19 protein-coding genes and 6 pseudogenes are annotated in these 26,785 nt (G+C 63.9%); 13 read left to right on the plus strand and 12 right to left on the minus strand.

The window, feature by feature from the left end; all coding sequences use genetic code 11:
* Nucleotides 1-283: 283 nt before the first annotated feature.
* A complete protein-coding gene (locus ACFXGI_RS36875) occupies nt 284-1,498 on the plus strand; it encodes an IS110 family transposase (protein ID WP_384716844.1) in 1,215 nt (404 codons plus the stop codon).
* Between the two features lie 95 nt (nt 1,499-1,593).
* Here the strand turns inward: ACFXGI_RS36875 and ACFXGI_RS36880 are convergent, their stop codons facing one another.
* Nucleotides 1,594-1,827 carry a hypothetical protein gene (locus tag ACFXGI_RS36880; protein ID WP_384716847.1) on the minus strand — a complete coding sequence of 78 codons (234 nt, stop codon included), beginning with the start codon at nt 1,825-1,827 and terminating at the stop codon, nt 1,594-1,596.
* A gap of 165 nt (nt 1,828-1,992) precedes the next feature.
* Here ACFXGI_RS36880 and ACFXGI_RS36885 point away from each other — a divergent pair, with 165 nt between their 5' ends.
* Together ACFXGI_RS36885 and ACFXGI_RS36890 are read left to right on the plus strand one after the other, a co-directional pair.
* Complete coding sequence (locus ACFXGI_RS36885) at nt 1,993-2,382, plus strand: DUF4258 domain-containing protein (protein WP_384716850.1); 390 nt, start codon at nt 1,993-1,995, stop codon at nt 2,380-2,382.
* A gap of 729 nt (nt 2,383-3,111) precedes the next feature.
* Nucleotides 3,112-3,636: a peptidylprolyl isomerase gene (locus ACFXGI_RS36890; RefSeq protein ID WP_384716853.1), complete on the plus strand. Its 525-nt coding sequence runs from the start codon at nt 3,112-3,114 to the stop codon at nt 3,634-3,636.
* A gap of 284 nt (nt 3,637-3,920) precedes the next feature.
* Here the strand turns inward: ACFXGI_RS36890 and ACFXGI_RS36895 are convergent.
* The 4 genes and pseudogenes from ACFXGI_RS36895 to ACFXGI_RS36910 form a co-directional block, all read right to left on the minus strand.
* A pseudogene (locus ACFXGI_RS36895) lies at nt 3,921-4,031 on the minus strand (hypothetical protein); the annotation flags it as partial.
* A 51-nt stretch (nt 4,032-4,082) separates the two neighbouring features.
* Nucleotides 4,083-4,931 carry a helix-turn-helix transcriptional regulator gene (locus tag ACFXGI_RS36900; RefSeq protein WP_384716891.1) on the minus strand — a complete coding sequence of 283 codons (849 nt, stop codon included), beginning with the start codon at nt 4,929-4,931 and terminating at the stop codon, nt 4,083-4,085.
* A gap of 1,466 nt (nt 4,932-6,397) precedes the next feature.
* On the minus strand, nt 6,398-6,520 hold the full coding sequence (locus ACFXGI_RS36905; RefSeq protein WP_384716856.1) for a hypothetical protein: 123 nt from the start codon (nt 6,518-6,520) through the stop codon (nt 6,398-6,400).
* Between the two features lie 307 nt (nt 6,521-6,827).
* Complete coding sequence (locus ACFXGI_RS36910) at nt 6,828-7,097, minus strand: hypothetical protein (RefSeq protein ID WP_384716858.1); 270 nt, start codon at nt 7,095-7,097, stop codon at nt 6,828-6,830.
* A 692-nt stretch (nt 7,098-7,789) separates the two neighbouring features.
* Between ACFXGI_RS36910 and ACFXGI_RS36915 the strand changes: the two genes are divergently transcribed.
* Nucleotides 7,790-8,224, plus strand: coding sequence for a VOC family protein (locus tag ACFXGI_RS36915; RefSeq protein ID WP_384716861.1), 435 nt, complete (start codon nt 7,790-7,792; stop codon nt 8,222-8,224).
* A 175-nt stretch (nt 8,225-8,399) separates the two neighbouring features.
* Here ACFXGI_RS36915 and ACFXGI_RS36920 read toward each other — a convergent pair whose 3' ends face one another.
* The 3 genes from ACFXGI_RS36920 to ACFXGI_RS36930 all read right to left on the minus strand — a co-directional run bounded on the left by ACFXGI_RS36920 (nt 8,400) and on the right by ACFXGI_RS36930 (nt 10,843).
* The gene (locus tag ACFXGI_RS36920) at nt 8,400-8,651 is read right to left on the minus strand and encodes a hypothetical protein (protein WP_384716864.1); all 252 of its coding nucleotides are present in this window, start codon (nt 8,649-8,651) and stop codon (nt 8,400-8,402) included.
* A 114-nt stretch (nt 8,652-8,765) separates the two neighbouring features.
* Complete coding sequence (locus ACFXGI_RS36925; RefSeq protein WP_384716867.1) at nt 8,766-9,089, minus strand: hypothetical protein; 324 nt, start codon at nt 9,087-9,089, stop codon at nt 8,766-8,768.
* A 125-nt stretch (nt 9,090-9,214) separates the two neighbouring features.
* Complete coding sequence (locus ACFXGI_RS36930; RefSeq protein ID WP_384716870.1) at nt 9,215-10,843, minus strand: ISAzo13 family transposase; 1,629 nt, start codon at nt 10,841-10,843, stop codon at nt 9,215-9,217.
* Nucleotides 10,844-11,533: 690 nt separating this feature from the next.
* Between ACFXGI_RS36930 and ACFXGI_RS36935 the strand changes: the two genes are divergently transcribed.
* The 3 genes and pseudogenes from ACFXGI_RS36935 to ACFXGI_RS36945 all read left to right on the plus strand — a co-directional run bounded on the left by ACFXGI_RS36935 (nt 11,534) and on the right by ACFXGI_RS36945 (nt 18,264).
* Nucleotides 11,534-12,565 (plus strand): hypothetical protein, encoded by a 1,032-nt coding sequence (locus tag ACFXGI_RS36935; RefSeq protein ID WP_384716873.1) that lies wholly within the window; start codon nt 11,534-11,536, stop codon nt 12,563-12,565.
* 578 nt (nt 12,566-13,143) lie between these two features.
* Nucleotides 13,144-14,014 (plus strand): annotated as a pseudogene (locus ACFXGI_RS36940) (transposase).
* A 2,843-nt stretch (nt 14,015-16,857) separates the two neighbouring features.
* Nucleotides 16,858-18,264, plus strand: coding sequence for a M1 family metallopeptidase (locus ACFXGI_RS36945; protein ID WP_384716876.1), 1,407 nt, complete (start codon nt 16,858-16,860; stop codon nt 18,262-18,264).
* Between the two features lie 362 nt (nt 18,265-18,626).
* Here the strand turns inward: ACFXGI_RS36945 and ACFXGI_RS36950 are convergent.
* Nucleotides 18,627-19,399, minus strand: a pseudogene (locus ACFXGI_RS36950) (IS5 family transposase); the annotation flags it as partial.
* A gap of 212 nt (nt 19,400-19,611) precedes the next feature.
* A pseudogene (locus tag ACFXGI_RS36955) lies at nt 19,612-20,372 on the minus strand (IS5 family transposase); the annotation flags it as partial.
* Between the two features lie 55 nt (nt 20,373-20,427).
* On the opposite strand from ACFXGI_RS36955, the gene ACFXGI_RS36960 reads away from it, so the two are divergent.
* From ACFXGI_RS36960 to ACFXGI_RS36970, 3 genes and pseudogenes are all read left to right on the plus strand, one after another.
* Nucleotides 20,428-21,714, plus strand: coding sequence for an IS256 family transposase (locus tag ACFXGI_RS36960; protein WP_384716879.1), 1,287 nt, complete (start codon nt 20,428-20,430; stop codon nt 21,712-21,714).
* 16 nt (nt 21,715-21,730) lie between these two features.
* Nucleotides 21,731-21,901, plus strand: a pseudogene (locus ACFXGI_RS36965) (IS5/IS1182 family transposase); the annotation flags it as partial.
* Nucleotides 21,902-22,158: 257 nt separating this feature from the next.
* A complete protein-coding gene (locus ACFXGI_RS36970) occupies nt 22,159-23,004 on the plus strand; it encodes an IS5 family transposase (protein ID WP_384716882.1) in 846 nt (281 codons plus the stop codon).
* A gap of 112 nt (nt 23,005-23,116) precedes the next feature.
* Here the strand turns inward: ACFXGI_RS36970 and ACFXGI_RS36975 are convergent, their stop codons facing one another.
* Nucleotides 23,117-23,836 (minus strand): DUF6415 family natural product biosynthesis protein, encoded by a 720-nt coding sequence (locus tag ACFXGI_RS36975; RefSeq protein ID WP_384716885.1) that lies wholly within the window; start codon nt 23,834-23,836, stop codon nt 23,117-23,119.
* The gene (locus tag ACFXGI_RS36980; RefSeq protein ID WP_384716888.1) at nt 23,782-24,264 is read right to left on the minus strand and encodes an ATP-binding protein; all 483 of its coding nucleotides are present in this window, start codon (nt 24,262-24,264) and stop codon (nt 23,782-23,784) included. The genes ACFXGI_RS36975 and ACFXGI_RS36980 overlap by 55 nt, the downstream gene beginning before the upstream one ends.
* 269 nt (nt 24,265-24,533) lie before the next feature.
* On the opposite strand from ACFXGI_RS36980, the gene ACFXGI_RS36985 reads away from it, so the two are divergent.
* The 3 genes and pseudogenes from ACFXGI_RS36985 (at nt 24,534) to ACFXGI_RS36995 (ending at nt 26,744) form a co-directional block, all read left to right on the plus strand.
* Entirely contained in the window at nt 24,534-25,373 is an 840-nt protein-coding gene (locus ACFXGI_RS36985) for a helix-turn-helix domain-containing protein (protein WP_384716894.1), read from the plus strand.
* A gap of 1 nt (nt 25,374) precedes the next feature.
* A complete protein-coding gene (locus tag ACFXGI_RS36990; protein WP_384716897.1) occupies nt 25,375-25,596 on the plus strand; it encodes a DUF397 domain-containing protein in 222 nt (73 codons plus the stop codon).
* A 242-nt stretch (nt 25,597-25,838) separates the two neighbouring features.
* Nucleotides 25,839-26,744: pseudogene (locus ACFXGI_RS36995) on the plus strand (IS5 family transposase).
* The last annotated feature ends 41 nt before the right edge of the window (nt 26,745-26,785 follow it).

The raw sequence follows: 26,785 nt of genomic DNA on the forward strand, positions 1-26,785 counted from the left end.
GGGCCGCAGAAGAACTCTCACAGTTATGTTTTTCGCGGTCCTGCAATGGGGCCGCTGGCCTCCGGGCCCGGTATGACTGTGTCCCCTCTGTCGAAGTGATGGCCTGGGGGGTGGTGTCGCCGGGTCCGTGGGGTGCCGTCGGAGACGCTGATGAGAGATCCGGCCACCGTCCGGCCCGGCGCAATGCCGGGCAGAGACGTGGGCGGCAGGTCTGCATAACGTGGATGCGCGAGCACGGTGCCAACGCAGAGGCCGGCACGGTCAACCACCCAGGAGGGGTGCGATGTTAGACACCGGCGATGTGGGCGTCTTCCTGGGTATGGACGTCGGCAAGACAGCTCACCACGGCCACGGCCTGACGCCGGCGGGCAAGAAGGTCTTCGACAAGCCGATGCCCAACAGCGAACCGAAACTACGGGCCGTCTTCGACAAGCTCAAGGCCAAGTTCGGCACCGTGCTGGTGATCGTGGACCAGCCCGCCCCGATCGGGGCTCTGCCGCTGACCGTCGCCCGCGACGCGGGCTGCGAGGTCGCCTACCTGCCCGGACTCGCGATGCGACGGATCGCCGACCTCTACCCGGGAGAGGCGAAAACCGATGCGAAGGACGCGGCGGTGATCGCGGACGCGGCCCGGACGATGCCGCACGTCCTGCGGTCGCTGGAGCTGACCGACGAGATCACCGCCGAGCTCACGGTGCTGACCGGCTTCGACCAGGACCTCGCCGCCGAAGCCACCCGCACCAGCAACCGGATACGCGGCCTGCTCACCCAATTCCACCCCAGCCTCGAGCGCGTGCTCGGGCCCCGGCTGGACCACCCGGCCGCCACCTGGCTCCTCGAACGCCACGGATCCCCGGCCGCTTTGCGGAAAGCCGGCCGCCGCAGGCTCGTCGAGCTCATCCGCCCGAAGGCGCCGCGGATGGCTCAGCGGCTGATCGATGACCTCTTCGACGCCCTCGACGAGCAGACCGTCATCGTTCCCGGCACGGGCACCCTCGACATCGTGATCCCGTCCCTGGCCGCCTCGCTCGCCGCCGTCCACGACCAGCGCCGGGCCCTGGAAGCGCAGATCAGCAGCCTGCTGGAGGCTCACCCTCTTCACCCGGTCCTGACCTCGATGCCGGGAGTCGGCGTCAGGACCGCCGCCGTCCTGCTGGTCACCGTCGGCGACGGCACCAGTTTTCCCAGCGCCGCCCACCTCGCCTCCTACGCCGGCCTCGCCCCGACCACGAAGTCGTCCGGGACCTCGATCCACGGCGAACACGCACCCAGAGGCGGAAACCGGCAGCTCAAACGGGCCATGTTCCTCTCCGCCTTCGCCTGCATGAACGCCGACCCCGCCTCACGCACCTACTACGACCGGCAAAGAGCCCGCGGCAAAACCCACACCCAAGCCCTCCTCCGCCTCGCCCGCCAACGCATCAGCGCCCTGTTCGCCATGCTCCGAGACGGCACCTTCTACGAATCCAGAGTCCCCGCCGTCACCCTCGCCGCATGACCATCCCAAACAGCCTCATACCCGGCACCACGTCCTTGACGAAAGACATAGAGACACCCCCGGTGGGGCACAGGCACCCAGAACCCCCTGCCGGGTCAGCCCGGCAGGGGTCGTGTCAGCGCGAGGGCCGCTCCGGCGAGGCGGTGCCCGCGCGGCCGGCGGAACTTCTCGCGGACCTCGGTGTACCCGGAGTGCCCGAGCGTGCCCGGCGCGGAGAGACCCTCGCGGTCCCGGCCGGTGTCCAGGCGTGTCCGGTGCGAACCGAGGGGGTTCGCAGGAGCGCTCATCGCCACGCCCACGGTCCGGCGCTTCGGCACCGCCCGCGGCATGCTGCCGTGCAAACTCCTCACCGCCCCGCTGGGACTGTTGACCCCGATGGTTGGGCTCCGATGGTTGCCGTTGATCTTCTGCTGATCACATATGGATGGCCGCCGGACACCTTTTCCGCAGCGGCCGGCCGGCCGCGCACACAGCACCCGGAAGAGGGAATCACCGTGAACACCTCGAAGCGCCTTCGGCTCCTGGCCCTCGGCTTTGTCACCTCTGCCGTGATGGGGATCTCCGGCCCCGCGATGGCCGCCACGACGACCGCGGGCCCGCCCATCCGCGGCGGACACGAAGTGACCAACCGCTGCTACTCGGATGTCGCGCCGAGCGCCTACGACCGCATCACCCAGCACGCCCGCGACCGCATGAACGAGCGCGGGGTGACCGAGGACGACATCCAGAAGGTCGTCAGGGTCGGTGCCAAGAACGCCGCGTGCCAGCAGAACGGGAACTGGCGCTACACGCTCGGGCTTTCCAGTGGCGGCGAGCTGGTGGTCCTCGTCGGTCTCGGCGACGGCGGCTGGAACGTCGTCACCGTCTTCTGGAAGGGCGAGTAGCAGCAGTCGGCTCCACGATCGTCCGTGCCTGGTCTCTCTGGTGTGAGTTGTGATCTTGGCTGTCATGGGGTGACCGGGCTGCTGCCACAGGCTGCATAGCAGCAGGGCGGGTGGCTGTCGTGGGGATGCCCGTTCCTGTGTGCGGCCGGCCAGAGCCGGGCTGTGCTGGTGGGTATGGGTGAGGACGGCCGGTTGGCGCGGGGTGTGGCGGTCCGTCGGTTGTTGGCGGTGGACCAGGGGCCGGGGTCGGTGTCGTCGCTGCATGTGCGGGTGATGGCGGAAACTGCCGGTGTGACGGTTCGGACGGTATGGAAGCGGCCGGCGGAGCCGCGTGAGGGCCGTCTGGAGCCTGTGGTGCGGCCGACGCCTACAGTGCCAGTGGCTCCGTCGAGCAGGAACGTCAGCTGGAGGGCGAGGACCTCCGGGTCGGCCGGGCTAGCCTCCTGCCGTTAACCATTCCCGCGGACCAAACCACGCCCTAGACTGCGACCGCTCCAAAACCTGGCGATCATCAGGAGGGCGCGCAAGATGAACCGAGCACTGATCAGCGCATTCGCGGCCGTGACGTTAGTCGTGTCCGGGGGAAGTGCCGCCACCGCTTCCGACGGCGCTCCGCCGCGCACCACGCACGGCCCTTGCCAGTACACACAGACCCCGGACGAGCCGCCCGCGCGTCCTGTTCCGCTGCCGCCTGACCCGCGCCGCACCCCCAGCCGTGGCACGGTTGACATGGCTGTTCCGACCAGCCAGGGCCTGCTCCCGCTGCACTTGGACCGGGCCAAGGCGCCGTGTACGGTCCAGAGTTTCCTGCACCTGGCACGGCATGGGTTCTACGACCGTACGGTGTGCCACCGTCTGACGGCGTATCCGACGCTGAAGGTCCTGCAGTGCGGCGACCCGACCGGTACCGGTGAGGGCGGGCCCGGGTACAAGTACAAGGACGAGCTGCCGGTGGACCTGCCGCCGGCACCGACCGATCCGACCGGCGCGCGCCGCCTCTATGGGCGCGGCCTGCTGGCGATGGCCAACGCCGGTCCGGACACGAACGGCTCACAGTTCTTCGTCGTCTACGGCGACTCCGCACTGCGCCCGAACTACACGGTGTTCGGCACGGTCGGCCCCGTCGGCCTGACGACACTCGACAAAACCGCCGCCGGAGGAATCGAACCGACCGCGGAGGACCCGGCACCGGTCGACGGCACACCCGTACTGCGGACCGAGCTGCTGCGCGTCCGGCCGTCCTGCCAGCATTGAGCACACACGTGCCAGGGACCCGTGCCTGATCCTTTGGGGACGGTCGCTGCGGCACGGGGGCCGGGATGGTGGGGTTGGTCGAGCGCGGGGTTCAACGAGACGCGTTCACGACGGTGACGCAGTTCCGGTCGGAGCTGTACGCGTGCCTGGGCTCCAGAAGCGACGCGTTGTTCGAGCTGTGCGATGCCTTGCTGTGCACCGAGGGGCCGGGCCGCACTCTCGTGGACCTGGCCCTCGTCCTGGTACCGGCGCAGCCACGTGTAGAAGCACGTGCGGCTGATGCCGTAGTAGCGGCAGGTCAGCGCGACGTTCCCGGTGACTTCCTCGGCGTGGCGCAGGACCGCCAGGCGATGCTGGGCCTGACGGTCCTGCTGCTGTTGCGGCGAAGGGGGCATGGCAGATCTCCGTCTATTCGGAGACCCATGTGTAACCAACGTCCGGCAGTTCTATACCTGGGAGGCGTCCGCCCCGGCCACGTCTTCCGTCCGGACCTGCCCGCGGAAGGCTGCGGGCGGCAAGCCGTAGGCCTCGCGGAACGCCCGGCTGAACGCGGACGCGTGCCGGAAGCCCCGCCGGGCGCCGATGACGTGCACGGGCACCTCCTGGTACAGCGGGTCCGCCAGGTCCTGGCGTGCTCGCGCGAGCCGCTGGCATTGAAGGAAGGCCGCGACCGTCGCCCCGTCCCCCTCCTGCTGGAACACCCGGTGGAGATAGCTGACGGAGATGTGGTGGGCGGCGGCGATCGCGGGGACGTCCAGCAGAGGATCGTCGGCGTTGTCCCGGATGAAGGCCATGACGCAGAGCGCCAGGGCGCGCCGGTGCGTCTCCGGGGTCAGGGACCGGTCCGCTTCGAGGACGCCGGCGAAGAGCGAGGCGACGAGATCGGCCAGTACGCCGCTCAGGCGCGGGCCCTCGGCCGGCCGGTAGGACCGGCTGTCCTTGGTCACCTGGTCGAGGAAGGTGGCCAGCAGGGCCCCCATTCCCTCCCGGGCCGAGATGCGCTTGCCGATGACCCGGCCGGCGGTGTGCGGGGGCAGCGGCAGCAGTGCCTTGGGTACCTCGATCCCGATGATCTCGACGGAATGCGGGCCGGTACTGATCTCGAACGGCCGTGACGTGTCACTGGTGTGGATGTCGTACACACCGTGCACCACGGTGTCCTTGCCCAGCGTTACCGCTCCCGCCCCGCGTTTGATCAGCGAGAGGTGGAACGCCTCGGGGTCCGACCTCGCTATCAGCTTCGGCTGCCGGTGGTTTGTTGGCCGGTGATCAGTCGGCCAAGGGTTCTGGGTCAGCGTAGTGGGCTGCCTCGAACTCGGCTGGGCTGATCATGCCCAGACTTCCGTGAGGGGTCGGCGGTCGCCTCGCTGGTGCTGGCCGGGGCCCACCCGGCGTCACGCATCGGTTCCGCCTCGATGATCCGTGGCTGGCCCTGGCCGACGACGCGGCTGGCGAGGACTCGTTGTCCGGGTGGTCCACGGACGCGGACGCCGACGGGCTGGCCGAGCTGGCGGCGGGGGAGTTCGGGGCGTCGGTGCGCCGGCTGGCCGCGCCCGGTACCGGCCCGTTGGCGGTGTTGGGGGAGGTCCGGGTGATCGACCGGTTCCGCTCGGGGTCGGGTGGCCTGCGGGGTGCCGCCTCGTCAGCGAGGCCGGAGGGCGGGGTGGTTCGGCACGGGGTGCGGTACGTGGCTTCGGGAGCGAGCGGGACGACTGCGGTGGCCTGGTCCCGGTGTCCTGGTGCGAGGAGCACGGGGACGCGGTTGCGCCGAGGATGGAGTGGCACCCCGGCGGCGGGATCCGATGCACCGCGCTTGCGCGGTCAAGGGCAAATGCGAGCGTCTCGGACCTCGTCTGACCTGCGGGGAACAAGCTGTGGTGGCTGACCCGTCGGGGATGGCCACGTGCAGTGCGGCGTCGCTGGGTCAGGCAGCCACAGTGCGGCGCGCAGTTCTCCCCATTTCCCGTGGCTCGCATATGCGCGAGCACGAGGTCGAGCTTGTTGGCTGGAAAGGCTGGTTGCCCATCAGGTACGCGCAGGTGAAAGTGAGGTCATGAACAAACTGCCATCTATACGCAACAAGCCGATGAAAGCAATCGGTGTCCTGCTCTTTGCCGGTGCGGCAGCCCTCATGGTTTCCGGCCCGGCTTCGGCCAGTACCGACTGGCAGGTTGTCACTACCGACTCTGGAGCCCCAGGCGGAATCGCTCAGTGGGAAGGCCCGGACACGTTCAGGGTCTGCGACAACCAGCCTGACGGACTTCGCGCTTGGGGCCGAGCCTCGTGGACCGACAGCGGGGGCACGCACTACGTGTCCATCGAGGACGCGAACGGGGCCGGTACGTGCACCACGGGTCACACGGTCTCCTTCAGCGGGAGCACTACCGTCCACCTGGACATCTGTCTTCGATCCGGTCCCACCGGGGCGATCCGGTACTGCCGCAACGGAAGCGGGCCGGCCAACTGAAATACGGCTGGACTGACCAGATGGCCTCTCCAGGGTTATCTGCTGGGTAAGGTTCGCCTGATCTCGCGCTTGTGCGACACAAGACGGAGAAGCTCCCGGATCACACTGGTCTGAGGGCTTCTTCTCCGTGGCAGGTTCTGTGGTGGCTGGTCAGCCGGTGGGCTCTGCGCACGGCCAGCAACAGCCGAGGGTGCGGGGATGACGTAACCGCGGTCCGTTCGGCAGGTACGGCGGGCTTTCATGGCGGCCCCCGCTGCTGTGGACCTGAGAGGCCGAGAGCCCCCGCTCACGTAGCTACTGCGCCCAGTCCACGCCGAGTTCGGCGAGGGTGGCGAGCTGGTCGGTGTCGAGCCGGTCGCGGCGCTGGGTGGCCAGCCAGCGGCCGATGTCCTCGCCGTGCCATATCACCTCGGACACCACAGCCGCGAGGCGCGCACCGCCGTCCAGGAGCGCTTTCAGGCCCGCGTACTGGCGCTGCCAGTCGACTGTCCAGCCGAGCGCGCCGGGGTTCCAGTCCTTGTCGATGGCGGCGGCTCGCCGCGAGGCGCGGTCAGGGTCGTGGTGACGAACCGGGAGTGGTAGGCGAGTCGCTCCTCGACGTCTCTTGACGGTGCACCGGGCTCGGGCGGTGCTGGGGGAGGAGTGTCGACGAACTGCTGCCAGTTCTGCCATGTCGTCGGCGCCAAGGGGTCACTCAGGCCGTTTTCCGGCGTCGGCTCCTGCTTCACCACTGTTCCGCCTTACGTTGCGCGTCGTAGAGCCCGAAGCCGCCGGCAGCCGAGTTCGCAGACCAGTCCTGGTTGTCTTCTTCGGTGCCGTCTTCAAGGGCGTCCAGGCTTTCCGGGCCGTCGAAGTCGTGCATGTCTCTGGCAGCGCGGCCCGGTACGCGCACGCTGCCTCTCGGCTGCTCCGCGAGGCTCGGGCCCGGGACGGTGTTGCCGTTGCCGTTGGCGCTTGAGGGCGCGGCCGTCCATGCCGGCACGCCGGCCTCCATGTGCTGCTGCTTCCTTGCCCTTGTACCGACGGCCGGGCTGCCGTCTGACCCGGTTCGGGCGCGTGTGAGGAGCGTGTGGAGGGCCTCGGTGAGGTCGCACCCGTACTGCTCGCTGTCGCGTCCGCCGTTCCACTTGGGTCTTCAGGTGCTGCCACAGGTGGTCGTTGAAGGGCTGGTGGACGTGGTCGCGGTGGATCCAGCCGATCTCGGGCAGCTGCCCGTCGGGCAGGCGGATCCAGATGTGCCGTGCGTCGTGGGGGTTGTGGTGGACTTCCCATTTCCCGCCGCGGGCGTGGACGCCGGAGGGCTGTCCGCGGAGCGGGTTGAGGACGCCGTTGTCGTAGGTGTGGTGGTTGATGCGGATCCCGCGGTCGGTGACCTTGTGTCAGCGGGTGGGGAGCAGCTCGATGTAGTCGCGCCCGGCCAGTGGAACCGGCGTGTAGTCGTGTGCGGCGATGAGGGCTGCCCACATGTCGTTCGGGGACAGGGCGGCCTTGGCCATCATGGGGTGCCGCAGGCTTTCGTGGGGCCGGGGCTGCCAGTCCGCTTACCGACTGCAGAAGCTCGTGAATCAGCTCTGAACTGCGACGATTCATGGACTACATGTCCACGACGGTCGGTCGACGTTCTCCGGGGGATCACGAGCATTGGTGACGGCGGTAGCTGTCAGAGGTGTGCAGTACGGTCCTGTCATGGCAGCCAAAATCGATCTGACCCTCGATTGCGCAAACGCACAACTCCTCGCCGATTTTTGGAAGACGGCACTGGGCTATATCGACGAGCCGCCGCCTGCTCCCTTCAAAACCCGCGAGGAGTGGCTCGCGCAGTTTGACCTGCCGGAGGACGACTCCGAGGACGATGGGGCGTGGCTCTGCGATCCCGATGGCGTTGGCCCCCGCCTTTCCATCCTCAAGGTCCCCGAACCGAAGACGGCGAAGAACCGGCTTCACATCGATGTCCGGGTGCCGGGACACGGCAGTGCCGGTGAGCGGTGGGCGCGGATCAAGGAGGAATCTGAGCGGCTGGTGAGGGCGGGCGGGGCCGTCCTGCAGGAGTTCGACGGGCACCACGTTGTGATGGCCGACCCGGAGGGCAACGAGTTCTGCGTCGCCGCAGCCTCGGCCTGAGGCTGGCAGAGGTCGGGGACGTTCCCAGGCCCCTGCCTTGGCTGACCGAGCGCTGCTGTCGCCATCGACAATCCGTCGACGCCCCGTGATGGCAGCTCGGGAGGCCGGCCGCTGTCGGTGGCCGGCCTCTCCGAACCGAGTCGTGCCGGCAGGCGCGTTTCCCGGAACTATCGCGTCACTGCTGAACTCCCTGTGAGGGATTGGTGATCTGGGCTTCGAGATCGGCGACGCGTCGGTCCTGGAAGCGCAGGCCGGCGCCACCATCCGTATCCACACCGGCAACGGCCACGACACCCGCACCGACCTCTTCCAGAACAGCCGCGACTACATCTGGGGCAACCAGGGCGACACCGCCACGCTGCGCGATGACCGCGGCCGCACCGTGGACGCGGAGTGCTGGGGACCGCATTCGGTTGCCGCTTGGCAAGGCCTGGATCCTGCGCTTCGAGGAGGCTGAGCCGGTCCGTCCGTTCCGTTGGGCGAAGGGTGGGGAGAGCTTCGCGGGCTGGTAATGGGTGGTGACCAAGGTGGGTCACGTGGGCTACGAGTCGTGGCTTGAGAGGGATCGCCTGATCTTGCCGGTGTCCGGGGCCGGGCCCACCGCGGACCACCAGGCGATCAGTCGGTCGGCCATCGCATCGGTCCGGTGGTCGACGGGGTCCAGCCCGAAGTGGTCCTCCAGTTCGTACCAGAGGAACTCGCCGATCTCCGCCCGGGTAGTGCCGCGGTGCAGGCGCTGGAACAAGGGGGCGAGCATGCAGTCGTAGTCGTCCTGCGAGAGGTCGGCGACGCCGATCGGATCCCACTCGTTGAGCAGGTACCGCAGGTTGTCGAACAGCACGGCCGACGGAGTCCAGGTAGGCATCGGCCCAGACTGCCACCCGGGGGCGACTGCCGCCGCCGAATATCGAGGGCCCTTCCTCGTGAACGCGGCAGCCAGCAGCACGGCGGTCCGGGCGCCGGGGGCGCAGGCTAAGGATTTGCAGATCATTAACACGTCGTCTTGATCTTGCTGCTGGCCTCGCTGCTCTGAGCCAGGACCCGCGCGTGGAGGACTGTGAGGGCGGCTGGTGGAGTCGCGGCGGGTGAGATGACGATGCCGTGAGCTTTGAGCAGTTTCCTGATCTTTAGGAGGGTGCGGTGCATGGCGGTGCGGCTGCTGCCGAAGAGCACGGCGAGGGGTTCCGCGGCCAGATTGACGCGCAGGTGGAGCACTGCGGCCAGGACCTGGTTGGGGTAGGCGAGGTGGGGCGGGCGGCCGCGCTGGGTGTCTCCGTCCGGTGCCAGAGTCTGGACCAGGTCGTGCAGTTGGTCGGGAGACATGCCGGTCGGCGCGGGGTCGGTCAGCAGGGCCGGTGTCCATTGCGGCTCGTACGGTTCCGGAGTCCGGGCCGCCGGGATGGGTGGAGCCGGATGGGGGTGCAGGATATGGTTCCAGTCGCCGTGGAAGGCATGCCGGGTCAGTGGCAGAGCCGCCATCTCCGCATCACCGATCGTGACTCCAGTCGGGTAGGGATTGGTGTCCAGCTCGGCCGTGACGTGCAGTCCGGTGCGGGTGGTGGTTGCGGCTATGGATTGGACGATGACTTCGTGGCTGGTCAGCGGGCGGCCGCGCCAGTTCATGGTGATGTGGGAGAAGAGGCGGTGCTCGATCTTGTTCCACTTCGATGTGCCCGGCGGCAGGTGACAGACGGTGATCGTCAGTCCCGTCTCTGCGGCGAGGCGGGCGAGTTCGAGTTTCCAGGCACGGGTGCGGTAGCCGTTGGAGCCGCCCGCGTCGGCGGTGATCAGCAGCCGTGTCGCCTGCGGGTAGGCAGCGTGCCCCTGGCCGTGCCACCAGCGGCGGATCGATTCCACTGCGAACGCGGCCGTGTCGTGATCGGTGCCGACGTTGACCCAGCCGGTGTTCGCCGCCAGGTCGTAGATCCCGTACGGGATCGCCTTCCCCAGCTTCGGATCGGCGAAGTCGTGCATGTTCACCCGCACCGGATCACCGGCCGGGCACCACTGGCGGCCGTCGTTCTTGAACTCGCCGACGAGCTCCTTCTTCTTGGTGTCCACACTGATGACCGGCTGGCCGGCGTCCCGGTGCTCGCGGGCCTGCTCGTTGAGGTAACGGAACTGCGCGTCCCGGTCCACGTGCTGGCTGCCCTCGAGCGTCTTGGAGTTGGCCTGCAGGCTGAAGCCTTCCTCCCTCAGCAGACCCGCGACTGTGTCGGCACTGACCCGGTGCCCGGCCCGGACCAGTTCCCCCGCGAGTGCGCGGGTCGACTTCACCGTCCACCGCAGCGGCGACATCGGATCACCCCTCACATCCGGCTCGACCAGAGCCAGCAGAGCAGGCCGCAGCCCCGGATCGAGATCCGCGACCCGCTTGCGGCCCCCGCCCGGACGCCGCACCCGGCCCAAGGGCTCCTCACCAGCCTCCAGCTCGAACACACCCTTGCGGACCGTCGTCTCGCTCACTGAGGCCGCCGGCGCGACGGTCCGGACGCCGCCGTGCCCCAGGACACGGGCCTCGGCGGCCATCAGCAACCGACGCTGCCGCTCGTCCAGATGCGGGAACAACACCGCGAACTTCACAGAGAGTTGGTTACGAGTCTCCTCCGGGATGCCCATACCACAGCAACGAGCGCCAAAACGGGAAGCAACACCTTGATTCCCTGCAAGCCCTAAGGGTTGTCCTGTAACTGCCGATGGGCCTCGCGGATGCCCGGTCTGTCCTAGTTTGTTAGACCAGCCCGAGCCTTGGGAAACCGACATCGCGGCGCGCTTCGACTAGTTGCAGGTCCTCCAGACCGGCTTCAGGCGACTTGCGGGGCAGCCTTTAGGCGCACCCGCTCGCTCCTACAAGAAGCTCAACGCGGCTGGTTGTTTCTAAAGGAAGGTGAACCGAGGTGCGGGAGTAGTCACATCTACGCGTTCGGTGTCGCGTTGGCTGGGCGGAGCCCCCGGGGAGCGGCAGGCAGGCGATGGAGCACCCTCTGACCGCAATAGCTGAATCTTCGAAATTTCAGCAAGTGAAGTGATGTGAGTCACAGTCGATTGGGATGGACCCAGAGTTTCCTCATCCTTTACCTTGACCGAGGTGGGGTGATTAGACAGTAGAACCGCACACAATCAACACATTTGACTAGAGTCGATGAAAGAGTTTTTCATCATCGGAAAGTTGATCCAGCGTGCACAACATCGGGCCTTCCAGTCTTTATTTCTCTCAAGGATCGTAATAAACGATGTGCGTGGCTGTCAGTTGATATCCATCGCCTATCGTCGCATATCAGACCGAGCCGCATCGAAAGGGAATTTACGGTGAAGCATGTAATCGTAGCCCGGGAAACCATTTTTGGGCGCGCCAAAATCCGGCGGAAATTTTCTGCGGCATTTGGCGTGGCTGCAGTAGCGGTTTCTTTCTCCGCTTTCAGCCCGAGGGCTGTCGCTCTGGAGCCAATGGGGCAGCCAGACCCGGTTCTATACACCCAAAAGGATGTCTGGTCGACTGACGCCAAAGGAATACGAATTGGTTACCACGTCGAGGCCTGGCGGAATGATACCCCAGGGCAGCCCAAGCGAAAGTTAGTCCGCATCAGTACGATCGGATCGGGTTTCTTCGGAGGAGAATTCTTCGAAGACGGAAAGATGTCGAAGGACGGACCTCTTGATTACAGTACTGTCAGGCCGTACAGCTACAGAGTCTCAGTTACGAGTGGGCAGACTTACCGGGAGCCGGAAATGAAAGTCCGGCAATTCGTTCCGTCAACTACCGAAAGGTCTGTGGTAGATACGCAAACCACTGACATCGGTGGCGATCTAACTGTTAAAGACCCTAGCGTATCGTTAAGTACCTCGCGAGAGACTCAGCAGGCATACAGCGACTTACGGATCACAGTTAAAAACCCGAGTCAATATCTGGCAGGAATCCCTCAAGGTGAGAATCCGCTGAACGGAGTCCAATGGAATTCTGATATCGAGTGGATAAATAGCGCAAACGTTAGTGAAAAAGGAGGAGTCGCATATTTGAAGAAAAGGGATTTTTTGGATGCGTTTCGAGATGTGCGCTCAGCATGTCGAGAAAATGTCGTAGGGGAGGGGCAGTTTCCTGAGACCGGTTCTTCCTATAGGCCTGAACATCAAGTAGTATTTTCCATGGTTGACGCATCAAAGGAAGGCGTAAACACCTTCGACCTTCAAGCCGATCTAGTGACAAAGCAGGCAAGCGTCAGGTATATTCCCGTTCCCTTTGGTGTCGTCCCAACACAAAATGGGTCTCGCGATGTGCAGGCAAGTACATCGGAGCGAAAGATTTTCGTCGACTGGAGCGGCGGGGGAGCTCGAATTTCTTAATCCCGCGCACGTCGTAAATTTGGGCCTGGCAATTCTTTCCAGACCTCTTTATGGTGGTCTCTGACAGCGTCCTGCGCGTTTCTCCGTCGCCATCATGCAGACCCGTTTCACACCACGCCGGAACGCTTGGGCAGGTCTAAAGGAGCAACAGTTTGCACCTGTGTAGTTTACGACGTACCGACGGGCTCGTGTTCCCTCGCTCACCCGTACACTGCGACAACCGCGCCTAGAGACTGCGCTCGTGTAAGGCACTGCAACCGAGTGTGACGCGTCGGGAACCACCAGGACGACTACTCCCGCAAGCATGTCGGGAACATCCCAACAACTATCTGTCCGGCCGACAGCTCGTCTGGTACACGCCGGCGCGGATTCAATACATTCCCTATGGGCGTCAGCCAACGACGGCCGTTCACCGTGGAGATCGTGCTCACCTCGAGGGTGTCTCTTCGTCTATATGAAGAGCTGAAAGATCCTCTGCAGTTGCCGAATGGGGCCCGCTTGTGGTTGTGATCGATTAGTCGGGTTCGGCCTCGCGTAGGCGGTCTAGACCGATAGTTCTACGTGTGTGATGCGTGTAACTGATTGATGCAGAATGGGAGTTCGTCGCGCCATACCTGCCGCGGCCCGTACCCCGAACGATTGCGGAAGCAGTTCGAGAGTGTGATCTAGCGGCCCAGGACGGGGAGGAGTGGCGGGAGATACCGACGGAGTTCGGTGCCTGGGTTCGAGGCCTTGGTGGAGGGAGTGATCGCGGAGCTCGTGAAGGGGGGGGGTGAACTAGACCTCCCTTTCGGGGACATGGGCTCCATCATGGCCCGGGCCCACCACGACGCTGCCGGGATGCGCCTGACCCGGCACGGCGTCACTGCTTTGGAGAAGGCTGTCGCTAAGCAGGAGAAACCCAGGTCAAACGGGCGGCCGTTTCAAACGAACCGGGCAGGATGTCGGAGGTGATCCCGTGTGGGAAGAGCGACGGCGCGTCCGACCACGGCCGCAAGTCTGGCTGAAGCCGCCCTCCTAGAACGCTCGCGGGGTTGGCTGACAGGGTCCATCTGGCCGCCGACCGAAAATGCCGCCCTGAGGGTTCGTTCTGATTGCGGCCAAGCCGCGGTCAGAAAGCAGTTCATCCCCGTGCTGGGGCGGATACGGGTCTGCGGGCCCGTCGGCCGCCCCCGCACCCGGCCGGACACGGTTGCTGCCGACAAGTCCTACTCGTCACGCGGTATCAAAGCGGTCATCCCGGAGAAGAGGGACGCGGAGGCCAATCGTAAGACGAAGGGATCCATAGGCGGCCAACCAGTCGATCACGACACGGGCCTCTACAAGGAGCGGAACACCGTCGAAGGCCTGATCAACAAAGCTGAAGGCTTGGCGAGGCATCACCACCCGTGTACGACAAGGACCCGGCAGTACCTTGCGGGCCTCCACCTACACGCCTCAATGATCTGACTCAAGGATCTCTGATCTCTCCGAAACCGATCTCTCCGAAACCACCGATCGATCACAATTCAACACACGCCCTCGATACAACGATGCATGGACGGGATCAGCCAATAATTCGTAGAGAGGAAGGTGCATCCATTCCGTGTGCCGCCTGATCCGCAGCCGCGGGCACTTTCATCCCCACAATCCCTGGAAACCACACGAATAGAGATTGATTTGAGACCTCAAAGCAAAATTCGAATGCCCCTTAAGATTATGCTCTATATTCTATTGTGTTTGGTTATTCGGACAGGGGTTGGAGTAGAACCCATCCCGGCGTCCCATTCTACTGAAATCGCTGACCATCGATCGGGTGACGGTTCGAGTGAGGATATTGCGATTAAGCAGAGACCAACTTGGTCCATTGCGCATAGGGTGCTAACTCGAGAGGGGGTTACAGCAGCTGTCAATAACGGCGCTAATGCGATTGAAGTCGATGCAACTGCATGGAAGGACGGCTGGAGAGCTGATCACGATGGTCTTCCAACTAGCTCAGGCCACCCAATATCTGACATTTTTGAGCAAGTTACTCAGGAGTTAAATTTGGGAAAAGTAATAAATTTTGTATGGCTTGATATCAAGAATCCCGATTGGTGTTCGAGCTCCGACCCTACGCAGTGGAGCTGTTCAGTTGCGAGCCTGCGTGATGAGGCACGTGAAAAGCTAGAAGCGAGGGGAATTTGGGTACTTTATGGGTTCTATCATAACGAGGGTGGTAGCGGCTGGCGGGATCTAGTAGACCAGCCCTTACGAGAGAAAGAAGGCATATCCTTGAGCGGTAAGTACGCGGATGTAAGTAAGGCCTTCGCGGAAAACGGAGCTAATATTCCGAACAGCCAACGCGTGATGGATTATGGATTCTTTGACATTCTCACAGGATATACTACGACGCGAACTGAGCTAAAGTTGGGATCAGAAGCTCGTGAGCGGGGCGAATTCGCGCGAACTTTCGGATGGACAACAACGCGGCTGACCGGCTCCTATGTAAGTAATCTACTTGACGGTGGGCCTACTGGCGGTGACGTAGACGGAATTATCCATGGATTTCGCGCGACTTATTACTATGCTAGCGCGGCAACACGGGAGGCGGCAGAGGATATTCTTAGTTGTGTCATGTGGAACAGTCGAAGCCGGAGGATGGCCACGATGAATGATGTTCCATTCGGGAGTTGATGCGGCGATTTATAGACCCGCTGAATTTCCCGCAGCGAGTAATCCTATTCGAACTCTGCGACGGTGCAGGTATTGTTTTTGTAGTCGAATTCGGAAGCTGTAAACATGGTGTTCGGACAGGCGGTCCTCACACAACGAAACGAAGGACCGAGGCAGAATGTCTATACGTATAGCCTTCGCCTCAGTTGCGGCAGGTTACGGCGAGAGCTGCGATTTCCATCTGAAGCTAGATTAGGGTGACAACGGGTGACTTTTATCTCTCCGAGGGTAGAGTGTCGGCTGTGAAATCTTCGAAAAATTCAACCTTGCCGTTTATTGGAAGACCTAGAATAAACCGCCTTTCGTGTAGGTTGAATTTCGTTCAATCGATAAAAGGGTGCGCTCTGGCGTGCGGGATTCTAATTGTCAGCAGCCCATCAGCAGCTAGCTCCGAGGTTGCGACGCGTGAACTTCTGATGGCCGATTGTACGTCAGGTGCCGGACGATGTGAATTCAGTTCACCTCGATTTGAAGGTGTTACTCTCGGCCAGTATCGGCAGGTTTCCGAACTGCTTTTCAACTGTAGTTCATCGGATGTATCTCGATCTATCTCTTGGGAAGATACGGTTGGGACAACGAACTCGCTAGGAATCTCCATCACTGCTCGTGGGAAAATTGCAGGACTTCTCGAAGTCAGCCTTACGCAAAGTGGTGAACATTCGTGGTCGAGTACTCACTCGGAGAGTGGTTCCCTCTCTATGATGGTTCGACCGGGCGAAGTCGGATGGATATCCCGAGCACAGTTAATGAGAAATATCTCAGGGATCTGGAAGAGTGACTACCTGAATCCGAAATGGGGGAGTCGCAATTGGTCTTTCCGTGACACAATTACCAGCCCAGCTGTCAATTTTGTGGACGGTAAATCCAGCGTCGTTGTTGTAAAAACCCGAGCACTCACACGAGCCGAACGCGCTTCCTGCTCTGCGTAATTAGGCGGAAGCCGGTTTCTTTCGAAGGGTTAGCGAGTTTTATTCTTTCTGATATCTGAGACTTTCATGGCAGTAATTGCTGGCCTCGATAAAAGCAAGAGTCCTCCTGCTTACCCGGTCCGTCGGCATGCTCCCGAGCAGCCCTGTGGGCGTGTCCGCCCGCAGGGCTGCTTCCAGCGGAACCCCGTCGTTCACCGCCGCGGCGCAGGAAATTTGTTCCAGGCACCGCCTCGTACTGATGGCATCGTGACCAAGGCTCCTGAGCGGTTTCCGGTATGAAATTGCTGGACGTCGGGTACACGTGGGTCTTGCACCGTCGCGGAGACCTGACAGGCCCCCTTCGCCGCGACGGCAGCAGGACCGCAAGATCAGCGACTTCTGAGGGTACTGCGACAGGCCTAGAGGTCAATGGCAATCTCTCGCTCTGCCTCACCAGCCAGGCTGAGGCCGCGTCAGCCACCGTGCAGAATCCAACTTCCGTAGGACTTGATTACAGTCCTACGGGCGGATCTGGGCGATGAAATACACCTTTATCACGGGAAACCCCCATTAGCGAGTTGACGACTAACACCCGTCAGCTAGGACTCCTGCTAGCACTGGGCAGGGTATGGCTGGTTTCGCGTCAAAACAGGAAGAAAATTGTTGCATATTCTCAGTAGATCAGGGTGGGTGAGTGCCGCCGCTGCCATAGTGGCGGCGGGGGCTACTTTTGGTAGCACTTCCGGCTTTCCAATGAGTATGGTTTCCTCTTCCTCGACAGCTGGAAACATTGGATCCTCCGGCCTGGAAGATTCGCTGTTCCCTCTGGCTGGAAATGGTGGCTACGATGTCCGTAATTACAATCTCACTCTCGACTATGATCCCAAATACCGGCGTCTGAAAGGGATTGTGGTAATCACTGCCAAAGCCACGCAGGAGCTAACCCGCTTTAATCTTGATCTGACGGGAATGACCGTCCAAGGCGTAAAAGTAGACCAGGCAGAGGCGTCGTTCCGCCGCGACGGGCAAGAGCTCGTTATCACTCCAGGGCACCCCGTAGGTCACGATGAGAGTTTCGCCGTCACTATCACTTATGAAGGCATACCTGAGCCGATCATCGACTCGGGGCTACCCATCGGGTGGAATTCTACGGATAACGGGGCGTTCGTCGGTAGTCAGCCCAATGCCGCCATGACCTGGTTCCCCGTAAACGACCATCCGAAGGATAAGGCTTCTTACGACTTCACCGTTACCGTCCCTAAGGGCAGTACTGCTGTGGCTAACGGTATCTTTCGTGGTCAGGAGAATTCCGACGAGCGGAGTACTTTCCGTTGGCGCCAAGAAGAGCCAATGGCATCATACCTTGCCACAGTTGCGGTAGGAGAATTCAAGATCCAACAGTATACCACCGAAACCGGGTTAGAGGTCTACAATGCCGTTGACCCTCGGGAGGCTGCCGCCTGGCCAGCTCTTGAGAAACTCCCAGCCATTTTGGATTGGGCCAGCGGACTATTCGGGCCTTACCCCTTCAAATCGGCTGGCGCAATCGTTGTCCACTCCGATGTGTGGGGCGGAACATCTGCGCTGGAGACCCAAGGGCGCCCCATATATCCAAGCAGTCTGTCTCTTGACGGCCTGAGCCTTATGGTCCACGAAAGCGCACATCAGTGGTTCGGTGACTCGCTCACCATAGATACTTGGGAGGATGTCTGGCTCAATGAAGGGTTTGCCACCTATGCCGAATGGCTCTATGACGAACAGCATGGGGGTGATAGTGCACAGAAGACCTTTGACCGCTTTTATGCTACACCCGCAAATGAGCCTCTGTGGAATTCTTCTGTTGCCTCTCTTCGGGACCCTTCAGAGATTTTTTCCTCGGGTACCTACACGCGAGGTGCCATGGCATTGCATAAATTGCGCACAAATGTCGGAGATGATACTTTCTTTCGAATTTTGCGCAGCTGGACAGCCGCCCATAGAGGTGGAAATGTGACCACCAAGCAGTTTATCACCCTTGCCGAAAGCCTATCCGGGAAAGACCTCGTTCCAATGTTTCACACATGGATCAGCATCCAAGGCAAGCCATCTCATCCCTGACGTTGCCGAGGTGACGATCCGTGCAGCTGCTAACGAGCTCGTGCATGGTTGGCGGTGCGACGCTGGATCGTGACCACTGATCATGTTCGTGTGGCGAGGAACAGGTGTCGTGCAGCGATCATCAGGGATGGAGGATGCCAGGGCTTTCTGCCGATGTAATCGCTGAACTCGTCGCCGAGGTAGGTCCGTTATGGCACGAGCGGCACCTGACAAGATTGGAGTCCAGGCCGCGGAAGCTGGCCGCCGGTGGTGGTGCAAAGAACTTGGTGGTTTTCATCGGCCGGCTGCTGGCCACCCTCGTTCACGTTCGCCACGGGCTTGTTCGCTTTGACGGACGTCTTAGGGAGCGTATTTGGTCGTGATCAAGGGGTGGGTTTGGTGAGGCCCTTGATCCAGATCATCGAGGCACGGGGGTGGAGGCCGGCGAGGTAGCTCTCGGGTGTCTTGTCGAACCGTGTGGCGATGCCCCGCCAGGCCTTCAGCCTGTTGATCAGGCGCTCGACGGTGTTCCGCTCCTTGTAGAGCTCGGCGTCGTGCGTGACGGGCCGGCCGCCCCTGCTGCCCTTCTTCTTTCGGTTGGCGGCTTGGTCCCGCTTTTCCGGGATGACAGCCTTGATATGCCGTTTGCGCAGGTGGGCACGGTTGCCGCGCGCGGAGTAGGCCTTGTCGCCGGCGACTGCATCGGGCCGGGTGCGGGGGCGGCCGACAGGCCCGCGCACCCGGACCTTGGCCAGCACGGGGATGAACTGCGGGCTGTCGGCGGCTTGCCCCTCGGTCAGGACGATCGCCAGCGGGCGGCACGTGCGCTCGCCGGCGATGTGGACCTTGCTGGCCTGCCCGCCTCTGGACCGTCCGAGCAGGGCCGCCTTCAGGCGGATCTTGCGTTTGCGTCGGACACGTCGTCGCTCGTCCCGTTCCGGGTCGTCTGCGGTGTCCTGCCCGTCTTGTTCCTTCGGGCCACCCCCTTTTGCCGGGCCTTCTCCGCCTCCTCGGCGGCCTTCTCCAGGTCGGCGAGCGTGTCGGGGTCGAGGTGCATCCCGGCGGCGTCGTGGTGTGCCCGGACGGTGGTGGAATCCACGCTGACCAGCGACAAGTCCACCTCACCCCGCTTCGCGGCCTCCGCGATCGCGCCCTTGTCTGCCGCGACGCTGTCGGGCGTCTTGCGAGGCCTGCCCGGCCCGAGTTTGGGGACGCGGATCTTCTCCAGTACGGGTTGGAACTGGGTGCAGTCGGCCCGCTGTCCTGGTGTGACGATCAAGGACAGCGGGCGGCAGCGACCGTCGGCGCTCAGATGGAGCTTGGTGGTGAACCCGCCGCGCGAGCGGCCTAGGAGTTGTCGTCAAAGTGTCACGCCCACATCAGGAGCGATGCGAGGGTGACGGCTGCTTGGTAGGACTGGGCGGTCTTGTCGTACCTGGTCGCGATGCCGCGGCACTGCTTGAGCCGGTTGAAGCACCGTTCCACGACGTTGCGGTGCTTGTAGACCTGCTTGTCGAAGGCCGGCGGGCGGCCGCCCCGGCTGCCGCGCCGGGTCCGGTTGCGGACCTGGTCTGACCGTTCCGGGATCGTGTGCGTGATGCCGCGGCGCCGCAGCCAAGTACGTATGGCCTTCGAGCTGTAGCCCTTGTCGCCGATGACGTGGTCGGGCCTGGTACGCGGTCTGCCCGGCCCGATCCGAGGCACCCGTATCGCGTCCATCACGGCCGTGAACTGGGTGCAGTCGTTCGTGTTCCCACCAGTCAGGATGAACGCGAGGGGCCGTCCCGTCCCGTCGCAGGCCAGGTGGATCTTGCTGGTCAGTCCGCCGCGGGACCGGCCGAGGGCCGGGCTGCGGAGCCCCCTTTTCGGGCCCCGGCCGCGTGCTGGTGGGCACGGACAACGGTGGAGTCCACCGACACCAGCCACTCGATGTCGCCAGCCGCGTCGGCTTGCGCCTGCGCGGCCTGGAGCATCCGCTCGAAGGTTCCGTCTGCTGCCCACCTGCGGAAACGTGTGTGGAGGCTGGCCCACGAGCCGTACCGGTCGGGCACGTCCCGCCAGGCGACCCCGGTCCGGAACTTCCACACGATCCCGTTCAGAGTCGTCCGGTCGTCCAGCCGCGGCCGCCCCAGCACAGGGACTGTAAAACGTTCGGTGTAACTCCCGATCATGGAAGATGCATCGATGACCAGCAACAACGTGACCGAGACCGTCGAGCCGTCTGAGGCGGTGCCGTCGAAGTCCGTGGACGACCGGCTGATCGACGAGCTCGTGGGTCGGGCTCATGCCGAGGGCCTGCAGCTGACCGGTGAGGGCGGGCTGCTCCAGCAGCTGACGAAGCGGCTGCTGGAGTCCGCTCTCGAGGGCGGGATCACCGACCACCTCGGCTATGACAAGCACGATCCCGCCGGGAAGAACGGCGGCAACTCACGCAACGGCACCCGGGCCAAGACCGTGCTGACCGAGGTCGGCCCGGTGGAGATAGCCGTGCCCCGCGACCGCGAGGGTTCCTTCGAGCCGAAGATCGTCAAGAAGCGGCAGAAGCGCCTTTCCGGCGTGGACGAGATGGTCATCTCGCTTGCCGCGAAGGGTCTGACGACCGGTGAGGTCCAGGCTCACCTGGCCGAGGTCTATGGCGCCGAGGTGTCGCGCCAGACGATCTCCACGATCACCGACAAGGTCCTCGAGGGCATGGCCGAGTGGCAGAACCGGCCCTTGGATGCCGTCTATCCGGTGATCTTCATCGACGCGATCCACGTGAAGGTCCGCGACGGTGCGGTGGCCAACCGGCCCATCTATGTGGCTCTGGCCGTCACGGCCGAGGGCCGGCGGGACATCCTCGGGCTGTGGGCCGGCGACGGCGGTGAGGGCGCCAAGCACTGGATGCACATTCTCACCGAGATCAAGAACCGCGGCGTGAACGACGTCCTCATGCTCGTCTGCGACGGGCTCAAGGGCCTGCCCGACGCGGTCGAGGCCGCCTGGCCCCGCACGGTCGTGCAGACCTGCGTGGTCCACCTGCTGCGGAACTCCTTCCGCTATGCCGCCCGCCAGGACTGGGACAAGATCGCCAAGGTGCTCAAGCCCGTATACACGGCGCCGACCGAGGAAGCCGCACTCGACCGGTTCGCCGAGTTCGCCGACGCCTGGGGCAAGAAGTATCCGGCGATCGTGCGGCTCTGGGAGAACGCGTGGGAGGAGTTCACCCCGTTCCTTCGTTTCGACACCGAGATCCGCCGCATCGTCTGCACGACCAACGCCATCGAGTCCGTGAACGCCCGGATCCGCCGGGCGGTCAAGGCCCGCGGCCACTTCCCCCACGAGCAGGCCGCCCTGAAGTGTGTCTACATGGCGATCATGTCCCTGGACCCCACCGGCAAGGGCCAGGCCCGCTGGACCATGCGCTGGAAGACCGCACTGAACGCCTTCGACATCACCTTCGACGGCCGGCTCTCCGCAGCACGTCAGTAATCCTCAACAACCCGAGTTACACCGCTCGTTTGACAGACCCGACCGCGACTACGAAACCCTTCCCACCCGCTCCGAAGCCGTCATCCACCTCGCGATGACCGACCTCATGGCCCGCCGCCTCACCAGCGAAAACACCGTCTCCTGGCGCGACCCAAAGAAGCTGCCAAAACGGGCTACCCCGGGATGAAACAACGGACCAAAACGACCTCTTAGTGGATGTTCTGTCCGCTGAAGCCCGGTTTGATGCGGCCTGTCGATGGTCCAAGAAGCGGTATTCGCTAGCGATTACGCCGATTTTGCACCCGGCCTGTCCGGCATCCAGCCAGGCACATCGTCCAGTTTTACGGTCAAAGCTCCTGTCCGGTTCGAAAATGCCGGACTTGGCGGCTCCGGGTCGAGCGACGGCACAGGCCCCCGCGAGCCACGGACCGTATCAGTAGCGTCATGACTGCACAGCCGGCCCGCAAGCCGTACCCCTCCGATCTGTCCGACGCCCGCTGGGCCCTGATCGAACCCGTCCTGACCACCTGGCGGGCCGAGCGGCAGAAGACCTCCCTCAACATCGGACGCAAGGCCGCCGACCTGCGGGAAGTCATGGACGCGATCCTCTACGTCAACCGCACCGGCATCGCCTGGCGCTACATGCCGCACGACTTCCCCGCCCACACCACCGTCTTCTCCTACTTCACCGCCTGGACCGCCGACGGCACCATCGAGCAACTCGGCATCCGCCTGCACCGCCTGGTCCGCGAAAAGGAAGGCCGCGACCCCGAGCCGACAGCCTGCGTCATCGACTCACAGTCCGTCAAAACCGCCCACACCGTCCCCACCAACACACAGGGCATCGACGCCGGCAAGAAGATCGTCGGCCGCAAACGCAGCATCACCGTCGACACCCTCGGCCTGTTACTGCTGGTCATGGTCACCGCGGCCAGCGTCTCCGACAACGAGGCCGGCAAACAGCTCCTGACCCGCACCGCCGCCACCCATCCCACGATCACCAAAGTCTGGGCCGACACCGGCTACAAGAACCAGGCTGTCGAACACGGCGCGAAACTCGGCATCGACGTCGACATCGTCCCCCGAAACACCCAGGTCAAAGGCTTCTCCGTACTGCCCCGACGCTGGGTGGTCGAACGCAGCCTCGGATGGATCATGATGCACCGCCGACTCGCCCGCGACTATGAAACCAAACCCGAGCACTCCGAAAGCATGATCCGCCTCGCCGCCATCTCCACCCTCGCCAAACGCGCAACCGGCGAAACCACCCCAACCTGGCGAGACGCATAAACCATATTCACCCACGAATTACACGAACCAGACGACCTCTTATTGGCCTGGCAGCGGCCGAGTGGCCGCCAGGTGTTGCACCGCCGGCTGCTACGTCGCCAGCCGACGGCGATCAGGGGTCCCGGGGATACCGGGGCGGGAGCGTGAACCACGCTCGCGTGGCAGCGGGCACACTCGGGGACTGTTCATGACTGATGGGGGCCGAGTGCAGCCCGTGCGCAGCCGATTCAGTCGTAGCTCTCCCGGGGCGATGCCGCAGCGGCTTCGAGGACCAGGTGCGCCCGATGCCTGGGGACGGTCCGGGGGCTCGGGGGTGTGGTGGCGCCAAGGCCGGACGCTGGGGGAGGGGTGCAGACGTTCGACGGAGGGCGACTGGAACCGCGGCCCGCCGCTGGGATTGCCGATGGGCCGGGGCGGGGTCATGGGGAGGGGCCAGACGGTTGAGCAGGCCGAGGAAGGTCAGGGCCATGCGGCTCAGGTGCAGCCTGACGGTCAGGTAGTCGCCGGGTAATTCGACGTCGAGCAGGGCACGAGCCGTTTTGACGAGGTTGGCGAGGGTCTCGTCGTCGGGGGTGGCGCCGAGTAGCTGCATGAGGTAGTCGCGCATTTGAAGGCTGAGGTCGGGGATCTCGTCCTCAGCGGGTATGTAGTCCGGCCCCAGGATGTCTTCGAGCGTGTCGGGGATTGAGCCGGCGACCTTCGAGTCCTGGACTGGCCGTAGGGCTTCGAGGACGTGGATGGTGGTCGTTTCGCTGACGTTGAAGCCGCCGCTCACGTTCACTGGCCGGTCTCCGGCTCCGCCCGCAAGGTGGTGGGACAGATGGAGCACCATATCTGGCCGCCTTCTAAGACTCCCCAGCTGTCGGACAGGGCATCCACGAGCCACAGGCCGCGGCCGCCTTCTTCCAGCTGGTCGGGGTCGGGACAGTTCACCTCGGGCAGCCAGGGGCCACTGCCGTCGACCTGGATGAGCAGCTGACCATCGGTGAGGGTCAGCCGTACGGTCACCGTGTCCCCTTGGCCGTGCACGAACGCATTCGTGACGACTTCGGAGAGCGCTGAGACCGTTGTGTCCACGAGGTCAGAGGCCCCCCACAGGTGCAGCCACGCACGAGCGATGTGCCGTGCCTGCCCCGCACGTTGGGCATCCTGATCGAGTTGCCCCGTGCGCTCGAAGGAAGCCTCGATTCGCGCCGGGAGCGGACTGCGCAGCCGAGCGCGTCTCAGTAAGTCGGCGAGCGACGGGGCGGTGATCGGCATGGCGCAGTCCTCCGTATCGACGGGGAGCGGGCGGGCGCAGCAGCGCGGGTGGCGTCTTCGAGCAGGGCAGGCCAGTTGAACCCAAGTGACGAATGATCATGAACTGATGCCTCGTCTCCACGGCCTGCGTAGAGCATGCTCCCACTTGCCGCAGTTCCGCAATATTGCGGTGCAAATCCGCAGGCAAGTGGAACGGTTGTTCTCTCGGCAGAGCCGCAATGTTGTGCCACACTGCGCCCATGACGACCCCTCAGACTCCGCCACCGGTGATGAGGCGCAGACTTGGGTCTTTGCTACGCCGTTTCCGGAAGGCGGCCGGTATGAACGGAGTTCAAGCCGCAGCTGTTCTCGGATGGGAGAGCACGCGGCTGTCTCGCGTCGAGACCGGGCAGTACCTGATCAAGGCCTCGGAAGTCGCACTCCTCCTTGCCGCATATGGGGTGACCGATCCGGAAACGATGCACGGAATCACCGATGTGGTGCAGTCGCATCAGCGACGGTGGTGGGCCGCCTACGAGGAGGTGCTGCCCAAGCCGTACGCGGACAGCATCGCGCTTGAGGAGGCCGCGGTCTCGATCAAGACGTACTTCCCGCAGCTGATCACGGCACTCCTGCAGACGCCTGCGTACGCGCACAGTGCGATCTTCAGTTCGCCAAGTCCCGCAGTCCGCAAGCATGCGGACTCGCTGGTGCAGGTTCGCCAGGCACGGAAGATGGTGCTGACCCGCTCGGAGCATCCAGTGCTCCTGGACACTGTGATCGACGAGTCCGCGCTGTTTCCGCAGTCCGGCGCGACCCCGGATGTGATGCGGGACCAGCTGCGGGGTCTGCTGGATCTATCGAAGAGGGGAAACGTCACGATCCGCGTCATGCCGCTTGGAGCGCCAGCTCACCCCGGGCTCACCAGCAATATGACTGTGATGGATTTCCGGTCCCCTTGGCCGCCCGTGGTGCTGATCGACCACCTGCGAGGCGGTGTGTTTCTGGAAGATCCGGAAGATGTAGAAGCGTTCGCGATGGCCTTCAACGCCGTGGCGGATACAGCCCTCGACGTCGATGCCTCGCGCGAAATGATCAAGGACTACATGAAAGGGAAGACCCGTGACTGAAATGGCCAGCCTCAGCGCTGCCGACCTGGGTGCCGTGGAGTGGCATAAGTCGTCTTACTCCGGAGGCGGAGAGTCCCAGTGCGTCGAGGTCGCCGACCTTTCGGCTACCAGGGACAGTAAGATCGCCGTCCGTGACTCCAAGCGTGCGGCCGGCCCGGTTCTCCTGCTGTCGGCTAGCGCCTTCGACGCCCTCGTCCATCTCGCCACCGCTCAGGCGGTGTGACCGGGGACCACTCCATGCTCCCCGGTCATGGCGGGGAGGCGGGCGGTCCCCACAGATTGTCAGCGATGGCTCCGACATTTTACAGAGCCACGGCCCCCACCAGCGTTGCGGAAGTGGGGGCCGTGGCTTCTTCCGATCTGGCCGCGACGCGCCTGTATGACGGGCCATTGAGGTAGTGCTTGCGTCTAGGAGTTGTCCGGCCGATCATGTGACTACTTCCTGCTCAGGTCGTTGGTGTGGGCATGGGGCGGGGTGATCTGAGTGATGCCGAGTGGGAACGGTTGCGGCCGTTCCTGCCGGTCAGCAACAGGTGTTGTGGCAGGTGGCGGGATCATCGGCAGGTGATCGACGGGATTTTGCACCGGGTGCGGACCGGTGCTCACTGGCGTGACCTGCCCGAACGGTTCGGGCCGTGGAAGACCGTCTACGAACGCCACCGGCTGTGGTCGGCCGACGGAACGTGGGAGCGTCTGCTCCAGCAGGTCCAGTGCGCCGCCGACGCGGCAGGTGAAATCGACTGGGACATCTCGGTCGACTCCACGATCGTGCGAGCTCATCAGCACGCGGCAGGCGCCCGCACCGATCCGCCGCCGGCCCCCGCCTCAAAGGGGGCCGAGCCGGCAGAACACCAGGGCGAAACCGCGTGGCAGAGCCTGGTCGCCCGCCTGGTGGAGGTGGTGCTGGAGGTGAGGGCCTGGGCCGCTCGCGCGGCGGGTTCACCACCAGGCTCCACCTGAGCGCCGATGGCCGCTGCCGCCCGCTGTCTATGGTCGTCACACCAGGACAGCGGGCGGACTGCACCCAGTTCAAGCCGGTCCTGGAGAAATATCCGCGTCCCGAAGCCCGGCCCGGGCAGGCCCCGCAAGAAGCCCGACAGCGTCGCGGCGGACAAGGCATACAGCAACGGGCCGTGCCGCGAGTACCTGCGCAGGCGGGGCATCCCGCACACGATCCCGGAGAAGACCGACAGCCAGGCCGCCCGCCTGCGCAAAGGCTCACGCGGCGGACGGCCACCCGGATTCGACGAAGACCGCTACAAGAAGCGCAACACCGTTGAGCGGGCCATCAACCGGCTCAAACACCATCGGGCGGCCGCCACCCGCTACGACTGTGAGGATGTTGGGGTGCCGCTCCAAGCGGTGGCCTGACTCGCGCTACGACTGGCCCTGGTGCCTTGCGTTTGATCTGT

It is taken from the genome of Streptomyces sp. NPDC059355 (genome assembly GCF_042752335.1).
GTDB lineage: Bacteria > Actinomycetota > Actinomycetes > Streptomycetales > Streptomycetaceae > Streptomyces.